The organism is Mycobacterium sp. E183 (assembly GCF_001667735.1).
Lineage (GTDB): Bacteria > Actinomycetota > Actinomycetes > Mycobacteriales > Mycobacteriaceae > Mycobacterium.
Map to the genome: position 1 here is coordinate 19,208 of NZ_LZJN01000001.1, position 19,747 is coordinate 38,954.

16 protein-coding genes and 1 pseudogene are annotated in these 19,747 nt (G+C 70.9%); 11 read left to right on the plus strand and 6 right to left on the minus strand.

The window, feature by feature from the left end:
* Window positions 1–4: 4 nt before the first annotated feature.
* From A5691_RS00075 to lysX, 5 genes are all read right to left on the minus strand, one after another.
* Window positions 5–1,744 (minus strand): serine/threonine-protein kinase PknH/PknJ, encoded by a 1,740-nt coding sequence (locus tag A5691_RS00075; protein ID WP_068015341.1) that lies wholly within the window; start codon window positions 1,742–1,744, stop codon window positions 5–7.
* A gap of 29 nt (window positions 1,745–1,773) precedes the next feature.
* On the minus strand, window positions 1,774–2,007 hold the full coding sequence (locus A5691_RS00080) for a hypothetical protein (protein WP_067754846.1): 234 nt from the start codon (window positions 2,005–2,007) through the stop codon (window positions 1,774–1,776).
* Window positions 2,008–2,017: 10 nt separating this feature from the next.
* Window positions 2,018–2,455, minus strand: a complete 438-nt coding sequence (locus A5691_RS00085) for a DUF6653 family protein (protein ID WP_231969395.1) — start codon at window positions 2,453–2,455, stop codon at window positions 2,018–2,020.
* 6 nt (window positions 2,456–2,461) lie between these two features.
* Window positions 2,462–3,949 (minus strand): alpha/beta hydrolase family protein, encoded by a 1,488-nt coding sequence (locus tag A5691_RS00090; protein WP_197508545.1) that lies wholly within the window; start codon window positions 3,947–3,949, stop codon window positions 2,462–2,464.
* Between the two features lie 76 nt (window positions 3,950–4,025).
* Window positions 4,026–7,370 (minus strand): bifunctional lysylphosphatidylglycerol synthetase/lysine--tRNA ligase LysX, encoded by a 3,345-nt coding sequence (lysX, locus tag A5691_RS00095; RefSeq protein WP_082950064.1) that lies wholly within the window; start codon window positions 7,368–7,370, stop codon window positions 4,026–4,028.
* 428 nt (window positions 7,371–7,798) lie between these two features.
* Here lysX and infC point away from each other — a divergent pair, with 428 nt between their 5' ends.
* The 4 genes from infC (at window position 7,799) to A5691_RS00115 (ending at window position 9,891) form a co-directional block, all read left to right on the plus strand.
* A complete protein-coding gene (gene infC, locus A5691_RS00100) occupies window positions 7,799–8,407 on the plus strand; it encodes a translation initiation factor IF-3 (protein ID WP_082950068.1) in 609 nt (202 codons plus the stop codon).
* A gap of 30 nt (window positions 8,408–8,437) precedes the next feature.
* Entirely contained in the window at window positions 8,438–8,632 is a 195-nt protein-coding gene (rpmI, locus tag A5691_RS00105) for a 50S ribosomal protein L35 (RefSeq protein WP_067754855.1), read from the plus strand.
* Between the two features lie 68 nt (window positions 8,633–8,700).
* Complete coding sequence (gene rplT, locus A5691_RS00110) at window positions 8,701–9,096, plus strand: 50S ribosomal protein L20 (RefSeq protein ID WP_067281580.1); 396 nt, start codon at window positions 8,701–8,703, stop codon at window positions 9,094–9,096.
* Window positions 9,097–9,099: 3 nt separating this feature from the next.
* Window positions 9,100–9,891, plus strand: coding sequence for an RNA methyltransferase (locus tag A5691_RS00115; RefSeq protein ID WP_067754857.1), 792 nt, complete (start codon window positions 9,100–9,102; stop codon window positions 9,889–9,891).
* On the opposite strand, the gene A5691_RS00120 is transcribed toward A5691_RS00115, so the two are convergent.
* Window positions 9,878–10,933 (minus strand): oxygenase MpaB family protein, encoded by a 1,056-nt coding sequence (locus A5691_RS00120; protein WP_067754860.1) that lies wholly within the window; start codon window positions 10,931–10,933, stop codon window positions 9,878–9,880. The genes A5691_RS00115 and A5691_RS00120 overlap by 14 nt on opposite strands.
* A 191-nt stretch (window positions 10,934–11,124) precedes the next feature.
* Between A5691_RS00120 and A5691_RS00125 the strand changes: the two genes are divergently transcribed.
* The 7 genes and pseudogenes from A5691_RS00125 (at window position 11,125) to argB (ending at window position 19,696) form a co-directional block, all read left to right on the plus strand.
* On the plus strand, window positions 11,125–12,033 hold the full coding sequence (locus A5691_RS00125; RefSeq protein ID WP_068015347.1) for an adenylate/guanylate cyclase domain-containing protein: 909 nt from the start codon (window positions 11,125–11,127) through the stop codon (window positions 12,031–12,033).
* Between the two features lie 17 nt (window positions 12,034–12,050).
* A complete protein-coding gene (locus A5691_RS00130) occupies window positions 12,051–12,857 on the plus strand; it encodes a rhomboid-like protein (protein ID WP_068015352.1) in 807 nt (268 codons plus the stop codon).
* 121 nt (window positions 12,858–12,978) lie between these two features.
* On the plus strand, window positions 12,979–14,022 hold the full coding sequence (gene pheS, locus A5691_RS00135) for a phenylalanine--tRNA ligase subunit alpha (protein ID WP_067891857.1): 1,044 nt from the start codon (window positions 12,979–12,981) through the stop codon (window positions 14,020–14,022).
* Entirely contained in the window at window positions 14,022–16,508 is a 2,487-nt protein-coding gene (pheT, locus tag A5691_RS00140; RefSeq protein ID WP_068015357.1) for a phenylalanine--tRNA ligase subunit beta, read from the plus strand. The genes pheS and pheT overlap by 1 nt, the downstream gene beginning before the upstream one ends.
* Window positions 16,509–16,544: 36 nt before the next feature.
* Window positions 16,545–17,604, plus strand: a pseudogene (gene argC, locus A5691_RS00145) (N-acetyl-gamma-glutamyl-phosphate reductase).
* Window positions 17,601–18,812: a bifunctional glutamate N-acetyltransferase/amino-acid acetyltransferase ArgJ gene (gene argJ, locus A5691_RS00150; protein WP_068015363.1), complete on the plus strand. Its 1,212-nt coding sequence runs from the start codon at window positions 17,601–17,603 to the stop codon at window positions 18,810–18,812. The pseudogene argC and the gene argJ overlap by 4 nt, the downstream one beginning before the upstream one ends.
* Window positions 18,809–19,696, plus strand: a complete 888-nt coding sequence (gene argB, locus A5691_RS00155) for an acetylglutamate kinase (protein WP_067754887.1) — start codon at window positions 18,809–18,811, stop codon at window positions 19,694–19,696. Before argJ ends, argB begins: the two co-directional genes overlap by 4 nt.
* Window positions 19,697–19,747 lie beyond the last annotated feature (51 nt).

Consider the following 19,747-nt stretch of genomic DNA (forward strand, 5'->3'; position numbering starts at 1 on the left):
GCCGTCAACCGGGGATCTTGGTCGCCATCTGGTTGGCGATCTGCCTGGCCTGATTGATGGTTCCCGGTGCGCAGACGTTGACGTCGAGCACCACGTTCGACACCGCCTCCAGGACGTGCTGGCACACCACCGGGCTGTTGGCCAACGTGTGCTGCAGCGCGATGTTGGGCGGATTGCCGCTGATCTGCCCGAAGGTCCATTCGAATGGGGCTTTGTCGCTGGGCTGGGTCACGGTCTTCCCCCCGCAGTCCCGCCATTGGTTCCACTGGTCGTTCACGAATCCCCGGGCCTGGTCGGCGGACGCGAAGATCACCGCGCCCTGGACCACGACGTAGGCCGGGTTGCTCAGCGGCTTCTTCATCAGCTGGGCCAGCATCGCGGTGTAGCCGCTGCTCTTGTACGTCCGGGTCTGGAAACCGATCAGCGCCCCGAGGCACTTGTCGTCCGACAGCGTATTGCCGGGACCCGGGTCCGTCATCTCCGTCACGTTGTGGTCGACGATGATGCCGGTGGTGCCGACGAGGGTGTTGATCTGGTCGACGGGAAGCAGCAGCGAATCCAGTTGTGCGGGAGCCACCGTGGGGGAGGCGCTGGTCGTCACCGCGCTCGTGGTCGAGGGCGCGGCGGTCGCGCCGGTGGTGGGGCTCTCGGGTTGTGCGGCCCCGGACTTGTCGACCGCCAGCCACACCCCGGTGCCCGCGATCACCGCGATGACGAGCGCGAGGGCGCCGATCACCAGCCCCAGCCTGCGCCGCGGCGGCGCGGGCGGCGCCCACGGCGGGGCGGGCGGAGGCGCGAACCACGCCGGGTGCTGCGGCGCGGGCTGGGCGGCAAAGGGTTCCACGCGCGGCGGCGGCGCGAAATGTTGGCTGTGCTGGATCAGCTCGGTCGCCTCGCGTTGGTCCGGCGTGCTCAGCGCGTGCAGGGCCGCCTTCGCCAGATCGCCCGCGGTCAGGTAGCGGTCGTTCGGGTCCTTGGCCATCCCGCGGGCGACGACCTCGTCGAACGCCGCCGGGACGGCGGGATTGCGCAGGCTCGGGCGCGGCACCGGCTCCACCAGGTGGGCGGCCATCAGGCTGCTGAGGCTGGTGGTCTGGAAAGGCCTTGTGCCCGTGAGGCATTCGAAAAGGAGGCACGCGAGGGCGTAGATGTCGACGCGGTAGGTGGGGTCGTCGTTGCCGAATCGCTCGGGTGCCATGTAGTTCCAGCTGCCGATCGCGGCGCCGGTCTTGGTCACGCGCTCGTCGGTGGCCGCGGCGGCGATGCCGAAGTCGACCAGGTAGGCGAAGTCGCCCTCGCCGAGCAGGATGTTCTCGGGCTTGATGTCGCGATGGATGACCCCGGCGCGGTGCGCGGCATCGAGGGCGGCGGCGACCTGTTCGACGATCGCGACCGCGCGCGGGGGCGGTAGCGGCCCGGTGCGGCTGAGCACCGTCCCCACGTCACGCCCCTCGATGAGGCGCATGTCGATGAACACCTGACCGTCGATTTCGCCGAAATCGTGTATCGGCACGATGTGCGGTTCCTGAAGCCGGCCCGCGGTCCGGGCCTCGCGTTGCATGCGCCGCCGAAAGGAGTCATCGGAGCTCACCTGCTCGGACATCAGCTTCAGCGCCACCACGCGGTCCTTGACGGTGTCGTATGCCTCGTAGACCTCGCCCATCCCGCCGCGACCCAGCAGTCGCCGTAACTGGTATGGCCCGAACCGGCTCCCGATCCGCGGACCGGGCTGCGTTTCACTCATCGACGTCCCCCCGACGCCAAGCCGCTTCCCTAGCCCTCGTCCGCGCGCATCGACTCGCGGATCTGGGCCAACCGCTCGGCGGCGGCGCGCTCGCGCTCGTCGTATTGCTCGGCGACGGAACGGCCCTCGGGGGAGTCGGCGTCCAATTCCGCGTCGCCCAAGGACGTCGCGTAGCGATTCTCGATCTTCTCGCGCACCGACTCGAACGTGGGCACACCCGCGCTGTCGTATCCGGGGTCGGGTGGGGTTGGTTCGTCGGGCATGGTCGTTACGCTACTGAAGCCCCGGCCGGTCCCGCCGCTCCCGCTCCCAATAGCGCACCATTTGCTGCCAGTACACCAGCGTCAACGACATCTGCACCCCAGCGGCGATCGCCGCCGGCCGCGCCCGGCGGCGCCAGGCGGCCACGACGGCAACGACCGCGGCCACCGACGTCAGCGCGCTGACCGCCATCGCGCCATCGCGCGGGCGGCGGCCGATCCACAGCTCCTCGCCCAGCATGGCCCGCGTCGACCACGCCCGCTGGTGACCCGGCGCGCCGAACACGAACGGGTTCACGGCCAGCCACAGCGCGATCCACGCCGCGTGGCTCCAGCGCCGCGTCCACGGCGGCACCAGGATCAGCGGGGTGCTCGCCCAGCGGGTCCAGGCGCTCCACGGATTGCAGTGCCGCGCAAAGATCGCGCGCCGAACCCGGGCAATGGAAGGCACCCGCGGCTACCGCCGGGCGGGACTGGAGTGGTCGGCCGGAACAACGACCGGGGCGGCGGCCGCGGGCGGGGCGGCGGCGCCGGGCAACGGGGTCCGCGGAATCCCAGGCGTGCCCAGCCGGCCGGCCAGCCACGGCAGCGCGGCGGCGAAGGCCCGGTCGGCGAACGGCCAGTCGTGCTTGCCGGGCTGCGCCAGCACCGCGCAGTCGATGCCGTTGGCACGGCCGAGCGCGCACAGCGAATAGGCGGCCGCCGTCTGGTTGCCGGGGTCGGCGGCGGCCTCCCGGCCGGCGAGCCGAATCGCGCCGCTGTCGGTCATCAGCGGGTCATGGCGCCCGGCGGGCGGCCCGTCGGAGGAGATCGCGAACCAGCCGGCCACGTCCCGGTACGGCCCGTGCCGGCCGATCACCGTCGTCGGGTCGAACGCGGCCCAGGCGTCGGCGTTTCCGCCGAAGAGCCGCGCGATGGTCTGGGCCTTGTTTCCGGCGTTCGGGAAGAAGTCGCCGGCGACGTCGAGGAACGCACTGAACATGTCGGGGTGCATCACGGTCAGGTCCACGGCGCAGGTCCCGCCCATCGACCAGCCGGCGACGCCCCAGTTCGACCGGTCCCGACTGACGCCGAATTTGGAAACCAGGTACGGCACAACGTCTTTGGTCAGGTGGTCGGCCGCGTTGCCGCGGACGCCGTTGACGCACTCGGTGTCGTTGTTGAAGGCCCCGCCGGAGTCGACGAACACCAACACCGGGGCCTTGCCGTTGTGCGCGGCCGCGAAGTCGTCGATCGTCTTGACCGCGTTGCCCGCCCGGGTCCAGTCCGCCGGGGTGTTGAACTGGCCCCCGATCATCATGACCGTCGGCAGCGCCGGCGGCGGGCTGCTGGTGAACCATTCGGGCGGCAGGTAAACCAACTCACCCCGGTGCTTGAAATGCGAACCGTCGGAGGGGATCACCACCGGAACCACGCTGCCGTGCGGCGGCCGCGCCCGCTTGGCCACCATCGCGGTGACGGTGGCCGGGTCGGTCTGGTCGGGCAGCGGGCCGGAGGTGAGCTGGTTCCACGCCGCCTGCACGGTGGGGAAGTAGCCGACCCAGAGGTTGAGCACCAGGGCGGCGCACAGCGCGCACAGGGGTATGGCCAGCAGCCCGGCGCCGCGCCGCCAGCCGCGGGCGCTGCGCCATCCGAGGATCAGCACGGCGACCGCCGTGCCGGTCAGCGTGATCCAGAGCCACAGCGCGGCCGGCGCGGGCTCGTCGGACAGGCCGCGGTCGACGACGTACCAGTGCGTCAGGTAGGCGACGGCAGCGCCGGCCGATGCGGCCGCCGGCAGCCACACCGTCCGCCAACGGCGCGATCGCCAGCCGACGGCCAGCGCCAGCACCACGGCGGCCACCGCCTGGGTGGTGATGGGCACCCAGCCGTGCATCAGGGACGTGTGACTACTTGCCAGCAACTGCGTCGTGGCGTTGGTCGTCGACGCTGTCACGGCATTCATTGTGATCGATTGTTAACCGGCCTGGAACATATTCACCGAATGTTCGCCGTCGGCCACCCACGTGTCGTGGGCCGGGTCAGTGCGGCTTGGCCAGCGGGAATGGCAGCGTCTCGCGGATGCTGCGGCCGGTTATGAGCATGACGAGCCGATCGATGCCCATGCCGAGCCCGCCGGTGGGCGGCATCGCGTACTCCATGGCCTGCAGGAAGTCCTCGTCGAGCTCCATCGCCTCGGGGTCGCCGCCGGCGGCCAGCAGCGACTGTTCCTGCAGGCGGCGGCGCTGCTCGACCGGATCGGTGAGCTCGCTGTAGGCGGTCCCCAGCTCGACCCCCCACGCCACCAGGTCCCACCGCTCGGCGACGCCGCGCCGGCTGCGGTGCGGCCGGGTCAGCGGCGACACGGACGTCGGGAAGTCGATGTAGAAGGTCGGTCCCTCGGTGCGGTCCTCCACCAGATGCTCGTAGAGCTCCAGCACCACGGCGCCGGCGTCCCACTGCGCGCGGTACGGGATCCGGGCGGCGTCGGAAAGCTTGCGCAGCACGGGCAGGGGCGTGTCGGGATCGATGTGCTCCCCGAGCGCCTCGGACACCGCATCGTGCACCGTCTTGACCGGCCAGTCCCCGGAGATGTCGACGGGATGCAGCCCGCCGTCGGCGCCGTCACCCCGGGGCCGCAGAACGGTCTGCTCACCGTGGGCTGCCTGCGCGGCGTTCTGGATGAGCTCGCGGCAGCCGTCGATCCAGACGGTGTAGTCGGCGTGCGCCTGGTACGCCTCCAGCAGCGTGAACTCCGGGTTGTGGCTGAAATCGACGCCCTCGTTGCGGAAGGCCCGGCCCAGCTCGAAAACCCGCTCCACGCCGCCGACGCACAGCCGCTTGAGGTAGAGCTCCGGCGCGATGCGCAGGAACAGGTCCATGTCGTAGGTGTTGATGTGGGTGACGAACGGCCGGGCGGTGGCCCCGCCGTGGATCTGCTGCAGGATCGGCGTCTCGACCTCGATGAAACCCTTGGCGAACAACGTCTCCCGGACGGAGCGCAGCACGCTGCTGCGGGCCGTGATCAGCTCGCGGGATTCGGGATTGACCGCCAGGTCCACGTAGCGCGTCCGCACCCGCGCCTCCGGGTCGGTCAGCCCGTTCCACTTGTTCGGCAGCGGCCGCAGGCACTTCCCGATCATCCGCCAGTCGCGCACGATCAGGGAACGGGTGCCGTTCTTGGAGAAGCCCATGTGCCCGGTCATCTCGACCAGGTCGCCGAGATCGATCGCCGCGGTGAAATCCGCGGTGCGGCCCCGCTCCAGGCGCGAATTGTCCAGCAGCATTTGCAATTCGCCCGACCAGTCCCGCAGCTGGGCGAACAGCACGCCGCCGTAGTCGCGAATCCGCAAGATCCGGCCCGACACCGAGACGGTCTCCTGGTCGTCCGCGTCCAGCGCCCGCGAGACCGTGTGGCTGGGCGGGGAGCCGACCGGGTAGGCGTCAATGCCCTTGCGCCGCAGGATCTTCAGCTTGGCCAGCCGGACCCGGACCTGCTCGGGCAGGCGGGCCCTCGACTCTTCCAGTTCCACGGCGTCGCGTCGCTGCTGCAGCTCGCTCACGTCGGGCGCCGATCCGTCGTGATGCAACAGGCCCGATTCCGCCAGCCGGGCGGGCACCGCGGGGTGATGGCCGGTGTGCACCCTGTCGCGTCGGGTGAAGGGCAGCACGAGGAAGCCCTCCGCGATCACCGAGGCGACGCCCACCCGGGGGATCAGGCGCGCGTCCTCGTAGCAGGCGTAGCGCGGCACCCATTCGGGTTGGTACTTCATGTTCGAGCGGTACAGCGTCTCCAGCTGCCACCACCGCGAGAAGAACAGCAGCAGCCCCCGCCACAATCGCGCGACCGGGCCCGCGCCGAGCTGGGCGCCCTGCTCGAACGCCGAGCGGAACATCGCGAAGTTCAGCGAAATCCGGCTGATGCCAAGGGTTTCGGCGGTCAAGGCGAGCTCGCTGACCATGAGCTCGATGGTGCCGTTGGGCGATTGCGGGGAACGCCGCATCAGGTCCAGGGAGACGCCCGTGGTCCCCCACGGGACCAGCGACAGCATCGCCACGACGGCGCCGTCCCGGTCCAGCGCCTCGACCAGCAGGCAATCCCCGTCCGCGGGATCGCCGAGCCGGCCCAGCGCCATGGAAAAGCCGCGCTCGGTCTGGGTGTCACGCCAGGCGTCGGCGCGGGTGATGGTCTCGGACATCTCCTCGGCCGCGATGTCCCGGTGCCGCCGGATGCGCACGGTCAGCCCGGCCCGGCGGGCCCGGGTCACGGCTTGGCGCACCCCGCGCATGTCGGGACCCGACAGCCGGAAGTCGGCGGTCCGCAGGATCGCCTCGTCGCCCAACTCGAGCGCGTTCAGCCCGGCTTCCCGGTACACCCGCGCCCCCTGCGTGCTGGCGCCCATCACGCCCGGCGCCCAGCCGTAGGTCTGGCACAGCCCCAGCCAGGCGTCGATGGCCTGCGGCCAGGCCCGGGGCTCGCCGATCGGGTCGCCGCTGGCCAGGCACACGCCGACCTCGACGCGGTAGGTGATCGCGGCGCGGCCGCTGGGCGCGAACACCACCGACTTGTCGCGGCGGGTCGCGAAGTAGCCCAGCGAGTCGTTCTTGCCGTACAGCTCGAGCAGCCCGCGGATGGCCGACTCGTCCTCGCCCGTCAGCGCGTTCTCGGCCCGCTGGGACTGAAACAGCACGATGGTCGCCATGATCAGCGCCAGCGCGCCGAACAGACCGAAGATGGCGTTGAGGAACACGTGCGGCTTGCCGGTGAACAGGTCCGGATCGGCCAGGGCGAAGCCGACCACCCGGTTGGCGACGTAGCCCAGGCGGTCCTGGCGGGCCAGCGTTCCCGGCCACAACTCGACCAGACCCCAGGACACCAGGATGCCGATCACGTCGCCGGCGACGAGCACGGCGGCGGCCTTGACCAGCGCGCCCTTCCTGACCTTGGCCCAGAATTCCCGGTAGGCCAGCACCAGCAGCACGATCGCGACGATGTGCACCGCGAACCCGAGGTTCTCCCCGAAGGTCTCGGCGGCGGTGTTGTCGCCCGCGGCGATGTCGGCGGCGTTCAGCGCGGCGGCAAGGATCATCTGGCCCAGCAACACCAGCCAGGCGATCCGTTTCCGCGCGGTCAGGGCTGCGGCCAGCAACGCCAGCACGAACGACCACGCGATGCTGGTGTCGGGGAAGTTGAACAGGTAGTCGTTGATGAACTCGCGGGGGACCTTGATCAGCCAGCGGAGCGCCGGCGACACGCTGGCCAGCAACGAGACGGTGGCGATGACGCCCACGATCCACCCGGCCGCCGCCGGTACCCAGCGATACCGGGAATGCGACCGGCCGCGGGCCCCCGAACGGCGCCCCGAACGAGATGAAGCGAGTGTCACAGACCGCGAGGATATGCCCTCAATCCGTGAAAAGCTTGGCGAAGCGCTAAGAGTGGCTAGCAATAGTTCGTCCGGTTGCGCAGCGGCGCCGGACGGGGCCGGGGGCGAAGTGCAAAATGCCGCCCCGTGGCTGCTAAACTGGCGATCGCGACCATCCCGGCGAAGGCCAGGAAACAGTAAGTGGAGTCCCACTCCCACCGCGAGCCACGAGATTTCTTCAAGGCTTGGCGGTCCGGTCACAGGCATCGCGCATGTCTGTTCCGCGAGCGACGCGGGCGGCTTGATCATTGGCAAGCCTCGATCGGTCGGCATTGGGCCCTGCTATTGCAGGGCTTTTCTGCTGGTGGTGTGGTGTTTCCGCCGCTGGCTCCCGACCCAGACCCGGCCGTGGATCGCAGCATATCTACAAGCCCAACAAGGGAGGCCCCATCAGCACTGAGACCCGCGTCAACGAGCGCATCCGCGTACCTGAAGTCAGATTGATCGGCCCCGGGGGAGAGCAGGTAGGCATAGTGCGCATCGAAGACGCACTGCGCGTCGCTGCGGACGCCGATCTCGACCTTGTCGAAGTCGCCCCCAATGCCAGACCCCCGGTCTGCAAGATCATGGACTACGGCAAGTTCAAATACGAGGCGGCGCAAAAGGCGCGCGAATCCCGCCGGAACCAGCAGCAGACCGTCGTCAAAGAGCAGAAGCTGCGACCCAAGATCGACGATCACGATTACGAGACCAAAAAGGGTCACGTGATCCGCTTTCTGGAGGCGGGTTCGAAGGTGAAGGTCACCATCATGTTCCGCGGACGTGAGCAGTCGCGGCCCGAACTGGGCTACCGCCTGCTGCAGCGGTTGGGCGCGGACGTCGCCGAATACGGCTTCGTCGAGACGTCCGCCAAGCAGGACGGCCGCAACATGACGATGGTGCTGGCCCCGCACCGCGGCGCGAAAACCCGCGCCAGGGCGCGGCACCCCGAAGGACCCGGGGAGGGCGCGGCATCGGACGCCGATGCGGGCGCCGACACCAACCCTTCACCCAACTGACCCGGCACGAAACGAAGAATCAGAGGAAACATGCCCAAGGCCAAGACCCACAGCGGGGCTTCGAAGCGGTTCCGGCGCACCGGAACCGGCAAGATCCTGCGCGAGAAAGCCAATCGTCGGCACCTGTTCGAGCACAAGCCGTCCACCCGGACGCGTCGCCTGGAAGGCCGCACCGCCGTGTCGGCCAACGACACCAAGCGGGTCAACAAGCTGCTGAACGGCTGACCGACAAGAAGCCGAGCGCCGGCGCCGCTGCCGGCACCCGACCATTTACTTAGAGAGTAGGAACACCCATGGCACGCGTGAAGCGGGCGGTCAACGCCCAAAAGAAGAGGCGCAGCATTCTGAAGGCCTCGAAGGGCTATCGCGGCCAGCGCTCGCGGCTCTACCGCAAAGCCAAAGAGCAGCAACTGCATTCGTTGAACTACGCCTACCGCGACCGCCGCGCGCGCAAGGGCGAGTTCCGGAAACTGTGGATCTCGCGGATCAATGCGGCGGCGCGCGCCAACGACATCACCTACAACCGGCTGATCCAGGGTTTGAAGGCCGCCGGGGTGGAGGTGGACCGCAAGAACCTCGCCGACATCGCGATCACCGACCCCGCGGCGTTCACCGCGCTGGTCGACGTCGCCCGGGCCGCGCTGCCCGAGGACGTGAACGCCCCGTCGGATTCCGGAGAGGCCGCCTAGCCCCTGCTGACCGAACGTTCGGCCCGCGTCGCCGCGGCGGTCAAACTGCATCGGCACGTCGGCCGGCGGCGGGCGGGCCGATTCCTGGCCGAGGGCCCCAACCTGGTCGAGGCCGCGGCCGCCCGCGGCCTGGTCCGCGACGTCTTCGTCACCGAAGCCGCCGCGCAAAGGTATGCGGGTTTACTTGCGGCGCAAGGTGATTCGGTCCAGCTGGTCACCGAGCGGGCGGCAAAGGCGCTGTCGGACACCGTCACCCCCACCGGGCTGGTGGCGGTGTGCGAGATGCCGTCGACCCGGCTGGCCGACGTGCTGGCCGGCCCGCCCCGGCTGGTCGCGGTCGCCGTCGGGATCGGCGAGCCCGGCAACGCCGGCACGGTCATCCGCATCGCCGACGCCATGGGGGCCGACGCCGTGATCCTCGGCGGGCACAGCGTGGACCCGTACAACGGCAAGTGCCTGCGCGCCTCGACCGGCAGCATCTTCTCGATCCCGGTCGTCGCCGAGCCCGACGCCCCCGCGGCGCTGGGCGCCCTGCGTGAGGCGGGGTTGCAGGTGCTGGCCACCACGGTCGACGGCGAGACGCGGCTGGACGAGGCGGCCGATCTGCTCGGCAGGCCGACGGCGTGGCTGCTCGGGCCCGAATCCCACGGCCTGCCAAGCGAAATCGCGGCGGCGGCCGACCACCGCATGCGCATCCCGATGGCCGGCGGGGCCGAGAGCCTGAACGTGGCCTCCGCCGCGGCGATCTGCCTCTACCAGAGCGCGCAGGCGCTGGGGGTGTTCAGGCGGCCCTGACGCGTCCCCGGGCGGGCCGCAGACCCGCCAGCGACAGCGTCCCGTGCACCAGCGAACCGGCGCGTTCCATCAGCGCCTTGGCCGGGTCGAGGGGCGAGCGAAGAGCCGGGCGGGAATGGGGAGGGAAGTAGTGCATCGGCAGCCCGCGACGGTCGCGGGGCGGCGCCATGAAAGTCGGCGCCTCCACCAAGGGCGCGTCGGTGGGCAGCCGGCCCTCGGCCCGGCGGTAGGCGGCCAGCGCGCGCGGGTGCAGCCGGATCTCGTCGGGGACCGCCAGGAAGGCCAGCTCGACGAGCTTGCCGAACAGGCGCAGCAGCACCTCGTCACCCGGTGTCCAGCGCATCCCCGCCTTCTCGCGCACCGCCGGCTCGAACAGGCCCGCCGCGATCCAGCGCTGGCCGGCGACCAGCGGCTTGAACATCTGGTCCCAGATCGGCGTGGGCATCAGCACGAATTTCGGTTTGGGGATCCGGATTTGGAAGATGTCCAGCGTCGCCTGGTTGATCTCGAGTTCGTCGCGGCAGACCCGTTCCCAGTACTCGCAGAATTCCTCCCAGGAGCCGGGCACCGGGCGCATGCTCATCCCGTACATCCGGTACCACCGCACGTGCTCGTCGAACAGCTGCCTTTTCTCGGCCTCCGTAAGGCCGCCGCAGAAGTATTCGGCCACCTTGATCACCAGCATGAAGAAGGTCGCGTGCGCCCAGTAGAACGTTTCCGGGTTCAGCGCGTGATACCGGCGGCCGGAGGCGTCGACGCCCTTGATGGTGTGGTGGTAGCTCTTGATCTGCCGCCCGGTCGCCGCCGCGCGGTCACCGTCGTAGACGACGCCCATGATCGGGTACACCGAGCGGGCCACCCGCTGCAGGGGCTCGCGGAGCAGGATCGAATGCTGCTCGACGCCCGCGCCCAGCTCGGGATACATGTTCTGGATGGCGCCGATCCACACGCCCATCATTCCCGTGCGGAGATCGCCGAAGTACTTCCAGGTGAGGGAATCCGGTCCCAGCGGATCGTCGGATGTCGTTGGAATGGCAGTCATCTCGGCCTCCTGCGCTCACGATAACTTTGACAACGTGCGTTGTCTACGATTTCGGCCGCGCGTGCCCGCGGGTGTTATCGACCGTCGACAGCGGCGTGCCGCCGTCGTGACCAGCGGCTGCGTTGCGAGCTGCGCCACACCCGCGCGACCCTTCATTGCCCGCCTCCCGCGCGAGGAAATAACCTGGCCAGGTGGAACTCGCGCGTCGCGATTCGGATTCGGGCGGGCCCGAGGAATTGACGGCGCCCGATCCGCCGCGGCGCTCTTCGGTCCCGGTGCACAACGCGACGCAGTGGTTGCACAACCGCAACCGCAGCCCCGGCGCGGTCGCCTTCATCCGCCGGGCCCGACGACTGCTGCCCGGCGATCCCGAGTTCGGTGACCCGCTCTCAACGGCCGGCGACGGTGGGCCCCGCGCCGCGGCGCGCGCCGCCGACCGGTTGCTGGGGGATCGCGACGCGGTGTCGCGCGAGGTCGGCCTCGGGCTGCTGCAGGTATGGCAGGCGCTGACCGAGTCGGTGTCCCGGCGGCCGGCCAACCCGGAGGTCACCCTGGTGTTCACCGACCTGGTCGGCTTCTCGTCCTGGTCGTTGCAGGCGGGTGACGACGCGGCGCTCACCCTGCTGCGGCAGGTGGCTCGGGCCGTCGAGCCGCCGCTGCTGGACGCCGGTGGCCACATCGTCAAACGGATGGGCGACGGACTGATGGCGGTGTTCAGCGACCCGACGGTCGCGGTGCGGGCGGTGCTGGCGGCCAAAGAGGCGTTGAAGTCCGTCGAGGTGGCCGGCTACACGCCGCGGATGCGGGTCGGGATCCACACCGGCCGGCCCCAGCGGATGGCGGCGGACTGGCTCGGGGTCGACGTCAACATCGCCGCGCGGGTGATGGAACGGGCCACCAAGGGCGGGGTGATGGTGTCAGGTTCGACACTCGACCTGATCGCCCAGAGCGAACTGGACGCGATGGGTGTCGTCGCCAAACGTGCACGTAAACCGGTTTTCGCCCCGAAGACGACCGGAGTCCCGGCGGATTTATCGATATATCGTTTGCGGACTCATAGGGAGTTGACAGCGTCCGATCACACTTCAGAAACAAATTAGCCGACATACTGGATGCAATGTTTGGGGGCATCCTTGCCCGGCTCGCCCGGGTCCAGTTCACGGTGGGGTACGTGGCGGCGCTGCTTGCCGTCAGCGGCGCCATCGTGGCGCTCGGCCCGCACGCGCACGACGTGCTGGTCGAGCGGGCCAGCACCAACCTGCACAACTTGGCCCACGGCCACGTGGGCACGCTGCTGGGCAGCGCGCTGGTGGTCGACGCCGGTCCGCTCTACTTCTGGCTGCCCTTCCTCACCTGCCTGCTCGCGCTCGGCGAGCTGCACCTGCGCACCATCCGGCTGGTGGTCGCGTTCCTGATCGGACACATCGGCGCGACGCTGCTGGTGGCCGCGGCCCTGGCGGCGGCGGTCGAGTTCGAGTGGATGCCGGTCTCGATCACCCGGGCCAGCGATGTCGGGATGAGCTACGGCGCCCTGGCCGTGCTCGGCGCGATGACTGCGGTGATCCCCCAGCGCTGGCGCCCCGCCTGGGTCGGCTGGTGGGTGTCGGCCGGCATCGCGTCGGCGATCATCGGCGGCGATTTCACCGACGCCGGTCACACCGTCGCCGTGGTCCTGGGCGTGCTGGTGTCCGCCCGCTTCCGCCAGCCCATCCATTGGACGCCGGTGCGCATGCTGATGCTGGCCGCCTCGTCGGGCTTCGGCTTCCTGCTGCTGGCCCACCACTGGGGGACCATGGCCGGAGCGCCCGTGTTCGGTCTCCTGGGCGCCCTGGCGGCCCACAAGCTCGTGCAGTTCGCCACCGCGCGCGGCGGGGCCCTGGACGACGAGGCGCTGCGCAGCCCGCAGCCGGTCACCGCGGGCTAGGCGGCCCGCCGGTCATCCCCGCAAAGCACGCGCCAAGCGGCGTGCTCAGATCACTTATGATCGGCACTTGCCGCTGGGCAACTTTCTCCCAGCCCCTCATCAGCAAGGAGAGTGTCGCCGCGTGGGTGCTCAGCCCGTCGACCTGTCACCGGACGCCTTGGCCAAGGCGGTCGAAGCCGCCCGGGAGGCGATCGCGCGCGCCGGCGATCTCGAGGCGCTGGCACGCGTCAAGACCGAGCACCTCGGCGACCGCTCGCCGCTGGCGCTGGCCCGGCAGGCGCTCGGCGGCGTCCCCAAGGACGAGCGCGCCGACGCCGGCAAGCGGGTCAACTCCGCGCGGACCGAGGCCCAGCGCAGCTACGACGAACGGCTGGCGGTGTTGCGCGCCGAGCGCGATGCGGCGGTGCTGGCCGCCGAGGGCATCGACGTCACGCTGCCGTCGACCCGGCAACCGGTCGGCGCCCGGCACCCGATCACCCAGCTGGCCGAGCACATCGCCGACACCTTCGTCGCGATGGGCTGGGAATTGGCCGAGGGTCCCGAAGTCGAGACGGAACAATTCAACTTCGACGCCCTGAACTTCCCGGCCGACCACCCGGCGCGCAGCGAGCAGGACACGTTCTACATCGCGCCGGACGATTCCCGGCAGCTGCTGCGCACCCACACCTCGCCGGTGCAGGTGCGCACCCTGCTGGCTCACGAGCTGCCGGTGTACATCATCTCCATCGGCCGCACGTTTCGCACCGACGAACTCGACGCCACCCACACGCCCGTCTTCCATCAGGTCGAGGGGCTGGCGGTGGATCGCGGGCTATCGATGGCGCACCTGCGGGGCACCCTCGACGCGTTCGCCCGCGCGGAGTTCGGCCCGGAGGCCCGCACCCGGATCCGGCCGCACTTCTTCCCGTTCACCGAACCCTCCGCCGAGGTCGACGTCTGGTTCGTCGGCAAGAAGGGCGGCGCGGGCTGGGTCGAATGGGGCGGCTGCGGCATGGTGCACCCGAACGTGTTGCGGGCCGCGGGGATCGACCCCGAGGTGTACTCCGGGTTCGCGTTCGGGATGGGCCTGGAACGCACCTTGCAGTTCCGCAACGGCATCCCCGACATGCGCGACATGGTCGAGGGCGACGTCCGGTTCTCCCTGCCCTTCGGGGTGGGTGCCTGATGCGCATCCCCTACAGCTGGTTGCGGGAGATCGTGGCAGCCGGCGCCCCGGACTGGGACGCCGCCCCCGCCGACCTCGAACAGACGCTGGTCGGCATCGGCCACGAGGTCGAGGAGGTCGTCACGCTCGGCCCCGTCGACGGGCCGCTGACCGTCGGACGGGTGGCCGGCATCGAGGAGCTGACCGGGTTCAAGAAGCCGATCCGCGCTTGCCGGGTCGACGTCGGCGAGTCCGAGCCACGCGATATCGTTTGCGGTGCAACCAATTTCGTCGTCGGCGACCTGGTGGTTGTGGCGCTGCCGGGCACCACGCTGCCCGGCGGGTTCGCCATCACGGCGCGCAAGACCTACGGCCGCGAGTCCGACGGCATGATCTGCTCGGCGGCCGAATTGGGTTTGGGCGCCGACCATTCCGGCATCCTGGTGTTGCCGCCGGGCACCGCCGACCCGGGCGCCGACGGCGCCGCGGTGCTGGGGTTGGACGACGTGGTCTTCCACCTGGCGATCACCCCCGACCGCGGCTACTGCATGTCGGTGCGCGGGCTGGCCCGCGAGATCGCCTGCGCCTACGGCCTCGACTTCGTCGATCCCGCAGACGTGAAGCAGTTGCCCGCCAACGGCGAGGCCTGGCCGTTGACCGTGCAGCCCGAAACCGGTGTCCGCCGGTTCGCCCTGCGCCCGGTGACCGGCATCGAGCCCGCCGCCGTGTCGCCCTGGTGGCTGCAGCGGCGGCTGTTGCTGGCCGGCATCCGCGCGGCCTCCCCGGCGGTGGACGTCACCAACTACGTGATGCTCGAGCTCGGCCACCCGATGCACGCGCACGACCGCGACCGCATCTCCGGGGGCCTCGGCGTGCGGTTCGCCCGCCCCGGCGAGACCGTCGTCACCCTCGACGACGTCGAGCGCCGGCTCGATCCGGCCGACGTCCTCATCGTCGACGACCGGGCGACCGCGGCGATCGGCGGCGTGATGGGCGCGGCGAGCACCGAGGTCCGCGCCGATTCCACGAACGTGCTACTGGAGGCCGCCGTGTGGGACCCGGCCGCCGTCTCGCGCACGCAGCGCCGTCTGCACCTGCCCAGCGAGGCGGCCCGGCGCTACGAACGCGGGGTGGACCCGGCGATCTCGGTCGCCGCCCTGGACCGCTGCGCCGCGCTGCTCGTCGATATCGCCGGGGGAGCGGTGTCGGACGAGTTGACCGATTGGCGGGGCGAGCCGCCGACCGACGACTGGTCGCTCCCGCCGATCCGGATCCCCGCCGACCTGCCCGACCGCGTCGCCGGGGTCGCCTACCCGCCGGGCACCGCGGCGCGGCGGCTGGCGCAGATCGGGGCCTCGGTGAGCGATGACGGCGAAACGCTGATCGTGACGCCGCCGAGCTGGCGGCCCGACCTGGTGCAGCCCGCCGATCTCGTCGAGGAGGTGCTGCGCCTGGAGGGGCTGGAAGCCATCCCGTCGGTGCTGCCCGCCGCGCCGGCGGGCCGGGGCCTCACCGCGAGGCAGAAGCGTCGCCGCGCCATCGGCAGATCGCTCGCCCAGTCCGGCTACGTCGAGATCCTGCCGACGCCGTTCCTGCCCGCCGGCGTGTTCGACCTGTGGGGCCTGCCGGCCGACGATCCCCGGCGCTCGACCACCCGGGTGCTCAACCCGCTGGAGGCCGACCGCCCGCACCTCGCGACCACACTGCTGCCCGCGCTGCTGGAAGCGTTGGTGCGCAACGTGTCCCGCGGTCTGGTGGACGTCGCGTTGTACGCGCTGGCGCAGGTTGTGCAACCGACCGAGCAGACCCGCGGCGTCCAGCCGATCCCCGTGCACCGGCGGCCCACCGACGAAGAGGTCGCCATGCTGGACGCCTCGTTGCCCCGGCAACCGCAGCATGTGGCCGTGGTGCTGGCGGGACTGCGGGAGCGGCGCGGCCCGTGGGGTCCCGGCCGCCGGGTCGAAGCCGCCGACGCGTTCGAGGCGGCCCGCATCATCGCCCGCGCCAGCGGGGTCGAGGTGAGCCTGCGGGCGGCCCAGCACCTGCCGTGGCACCCCGGCCGCTGCGCCGAGGTGCTCGTCGGGGAGACGGTCGTCGGACACGCCGGCCAGCTACACCCGGCGGTCATCGAGCGCTCCGGACTGCCCAAAGGCGCCTGCGCTGTCGAGCTCGACCTCGACGCGATCCCGATCGTCGAGGCGCTGCCCGCACCCAGGGTGTCGCCCTTCCCGGCCGTCTTCCAGGACGTCAGCCTGGTGGTGCCCGCGCACGTGCCGGCTCAGGCGGTGGCCGACGCCGTCCGGGAGGGCGCCGGCGAGCTGCTGGAAGACCTGCAACTCTTCGACGTCTTCACCGGCCCGCAGGTCGGGGAGGACCGCAAATCGCTGACCTTCGCGCTGCGGTTCCGGGCGCCGGACCGCACCCTGACCGAGGACGACGCCAGCGCGGCCCGCGACGCCGCGGTGCGCCGCGCCGCCGAGGCGGTCGGCGCCGAGTTGCGGGCCTGACCCCCTGGTAATGGATTTGCAAAGCATTGCATAACCATGCAGAATCGGCGGAATGGCCGACGTATTGAGGGTGGCGGTTGCCGGGGCCAGCGGCTATGCGGGCGGTGAGATCCTGCGGCTGCTGCTGGGGCATCCGGCCTACGCCGACGGACGCCTCCTCATCGGGTCGCTGACCGCCGCGACCAGCGCGGGCAGCTCGCTCGGCGAGCACCACCCGCATCTCACGCCGCTGGCGCAGCGGGTGGTCGAGCCCACCGAACCCGCGGTGCTCGCCGGCCACCAGGTGGTGTTCCTGGCCCTGCCGCACGGGCACTCGGCCGCGCTGGCCGAACAGCTCGGCCCCGACACCGTGATCATCGACTGCGGCGCCGACTTCCGGCTCACCGACGCCGCCGCCTGGGAGCGGTTCTATGGGTCCCCGCACGCCGGCAGCTGGCCCTACGGGCTGCCGGAGCTGCCGGGCGCGCGGGACCGCCTGCGCGGCGCCCGCCGCATCGCGGTGCCGGGCTGCTACCCGACCGCGGCGCTGCTGGCGCTGCTCCCCGCGGTCGCCGAGGACCTGATCGAGCCCGCCGTCACCGTCGTCGCCGTCAGCGGCACCTCGGGTGCGGGCCGGGCCGCCAAGACCGACCTGCTGGGCTCCGAGGTCATCGGGTCCGCCCGCGCCTACAACATCGCGGGGGCGCATAGGCACACCCCCGAGATCGCCCAGGGCCTGCGGGCGGTCAGCGACCGCGACGTCACCGTGTCGTTCACCCCGGTGCTGATCCCGACGTCGCGCGGCATCCTGGCCACCTGCACCGCGCGCACCCGCGCGCCGCTGTCGCAGCTGCGCGCCGCCTACGAAAAGGCGTACGACGCGGAGCCTTTCGTCTACCTGCTGCCCGAGGGCCAGCTGCCCCGCACCGGCTCGGTGATTGGCAGCAACGCGGCGCACATCGCCGTCGCGGTGGACGAGGCCGCCGAGACGTTCGTGGCCATCGCCGCCATCGACAACCTGGTCAAGGGCACCGGCGGCGCGGCCGTGCAGGCGATGAACCTGGCGCTGGGTTGGCCGGAGGCGCAAGGCCTTTCGGTGGTCGGGGTCGCGCCGTGACCCACACAGCCGAGGCGCGCCTGGTGCGCGAACAGGGCGTCACCGCGCCGGCCGGGTTCCGGGCCGCGGGGATCGCCGCCGGCATCAAGGCGTCGGGCAACCGCGACCTGGCCCTGGTCTTCAACGAGGGACCCGACTACGCGGCCGCCGGCGTGTTCACCCGCAACAAGGTCAAGGCCGCGCCGGTGCTGTGGACCCAGCAGGCGCTGACCACCGGCGCCTTGCGTGCGGTGATCCTCAACTCCGGCGGCGCCAACGCGTGCACCGGCCCGGGCGGCTTCCAGGACACCCATGCCACCGCCGAGGCGGTCGCGGCCGCATTGTCGGACTGGGGAACCGAGACCGGGGCCGTCGAGGTCGCGGTGTGCTCCACCGGGCTGATCGGTGACCGGTTGCCGATGGACAAGGTGCTGGCCGGGGTGCGGACGATCGTGCAGGACATGGCCGGCGGGCTGAGCGGCGGCGACGAGGCCGCGCGCGCGATCATGACCACCGACACCGTGCCGAAAAAGGTTGCGCTGCACCACGCCGGCAACTGGACCGTCGGCGGGATGGCCAAGGGCGCCGGCATGCTGGCGCCGTCGCTGGCCACCATGCTCTGCGTGCTCACCACCGACGCGGCCGTCGATGCCGCCGCGCTCGACCAGGCGCTGCGCCGGGCCACCGCGCGCACCTTCGACCGGCTGGACATCGACGGCAGCTGTTCGACCAACGACACCGTGCTGCTGCTGGCGTCCGGGGCCAGCGAAATCGCCCCGACCCAGGCCGATCTGGACGACGCCGTGCTGCGCGTGTGCGACGACCTCTGCGCGCAGCTGCAGGCCGACGCCGAGGGCGTCACCAAACGCGTCACCGTCACCGTGACCGGGGCCGCCGCCGAGGACGACGCGCTGACCGCCGCGCGGGTGATCGCCCGCGACAGCCTGGTCAAGACCGCGGTCTTCGGGTCCGACCCCAACTGGGGCCGGGTGCTGGCCGCCGTCGGCATGGCGCCGGTGACGCTGGATCCGGATCGAATCACCGTGTCGTTCAATGGATTTGCCGTGTGCGTCGACGGGGTCGGGGCGCCGGGCGCGCGCGAGGTGGACCTGTCCGGCGCCGACATCGACATCACCGTCGACCTGGGGGTGGGCGACGGCACCGCCGCCGTCCGCACCACCGACCTCTCGCACGCCTACGTCGAAGAGAACTCGGCCTACAGCTCATGACGGTCAACACTCACGAGTTGTCCACCGCCGTCAAGGCCCAGGTGCTGGCCGAGGCGCTGCCCTGGCTCAAGCAGCTGTACGGCAAGGTCGTCGTCATCAAGTACGGCGGCAACGCCATGACCGACGACACGCTGCGGCACGCGTTCGCCGCCGACATGGCCTTCCTGCGCAACTGCGGCATCCTGCCCGTCGTCGTGCACGGCGGCGGCCCGCAGATCACCGCCATGCTGCGCCGCCTCGGGATCGAAGGCGACTTCAAGGGCGGATTCCGGGTCACCACACCGGAAGTGCTCGACGTGGCGCGGATGGTGCTGTTCGGCCAGGTGGGCCGCGAACTGGTCAACCTGATCAACGCGCACGGGCCGTACGCCGTCGGCATCACCGGGGAGGACGCGCAGCTGTTCACCGCCGTGCGGCGCAGCGTCACCGTGGACGGGGTGGCCACCGACATCGGGCTGGTGGGCGACGTCGAGCGGGTCAACACCGCCGCGGTGCTGGATCTGATTACGGCGGGCCGCATTCCGGTGGTGTCGACGCTGGCCCCGGACGCCGAGGGTGTGGTGCACAACATCAACGCCGACACCGCGGCGGCGGCCCTCGCGGAGGCCCTGCGCGCCGAAAAGCTGTTGATGCTCACCGACGTCGAGGGCCTCTACACCAGCTGGCCCGATCGCGGTTCGTTGGTCAGCGAGATCGACACGGCCACACTCTCGCAACTGCTCCCCACGCTGGAGGCGGGCATGATCCCCAAGGTCGAGGCGTGCCTGCGGGCCGTCACGGCGGGCGTGCCGAGCGCGCACGTCATCGACGGGCGGGTCGAACACTGTGTGCTGGTGGAGCTTTTCACGGACGCGGGCACCGGCACCAAGGTCGTGAGCGCGTGACTTCGCCGGCGACGATGCGGAACGCAGTGACGGGGAGGAGCGGCGTATTAC

Coding starts and splice junctions, on each gene's coding strand:
- A5691_RS00090 (WP_197508545.1), bottom strand. CDS start 3,949: ATGAATGCCGTGACAGCGTCGACGACCAACGCCACGACGCAGTTGCTG.
- A5691_RS00120 (WP_067754860.1), bottom strand. CDS start 10,933: ATGACTGCCATTCCAACGACATCCGACGATCCGCTGGGACCGGATTCC.
- rplT (WP_067281580.1), top strand. CDS start 8,701: ATGGCACGCGTGAAGCGGGCGGTCAACGCCCAAAAGAAGAGGCGCAGC.
- A5691_RS00075 (WP_068015341.1), bottom strand. CDS start 1,744: ATGAGTGAAACGCAGCCCGGTCCGCGGATCGGGAGCCGGTTCGGGCCA.
- rpmI (WP_067754855.1), top strand. CDS start 8,438: ATGCCCAAGGCCAAGACCCACAGCGGGGCTTCGAAGCGGTTCCGGCGC.
- A5691_RS00130 (WP_068015352.1), top strand. CDS start 12,051: ATGTTTGGGGGCATCCTTGCCCGGCTCGCCCGGGTCCAGTTCACGGTG.
- A5691_RS00080 (WP_067754846.1), bottom strand. CDS start 2,007: ATGCCCGACGAACCAACCCCACCCGACCCCGGATACGACAGCGCGGGT.
- argB (WP_067754887.1), top strand. CDS start 18,809: ATGACGGTCAACACTCACGAGTTGTCCACCGCCGTCAAGGCCCAGGTG.
- pheT (WP_068015357.1), top strand. CDS start 14,022: ATGCGCATCCCCTACAGCTGGTTGCGGGAGATCGTGGCAGCCGGCGCC.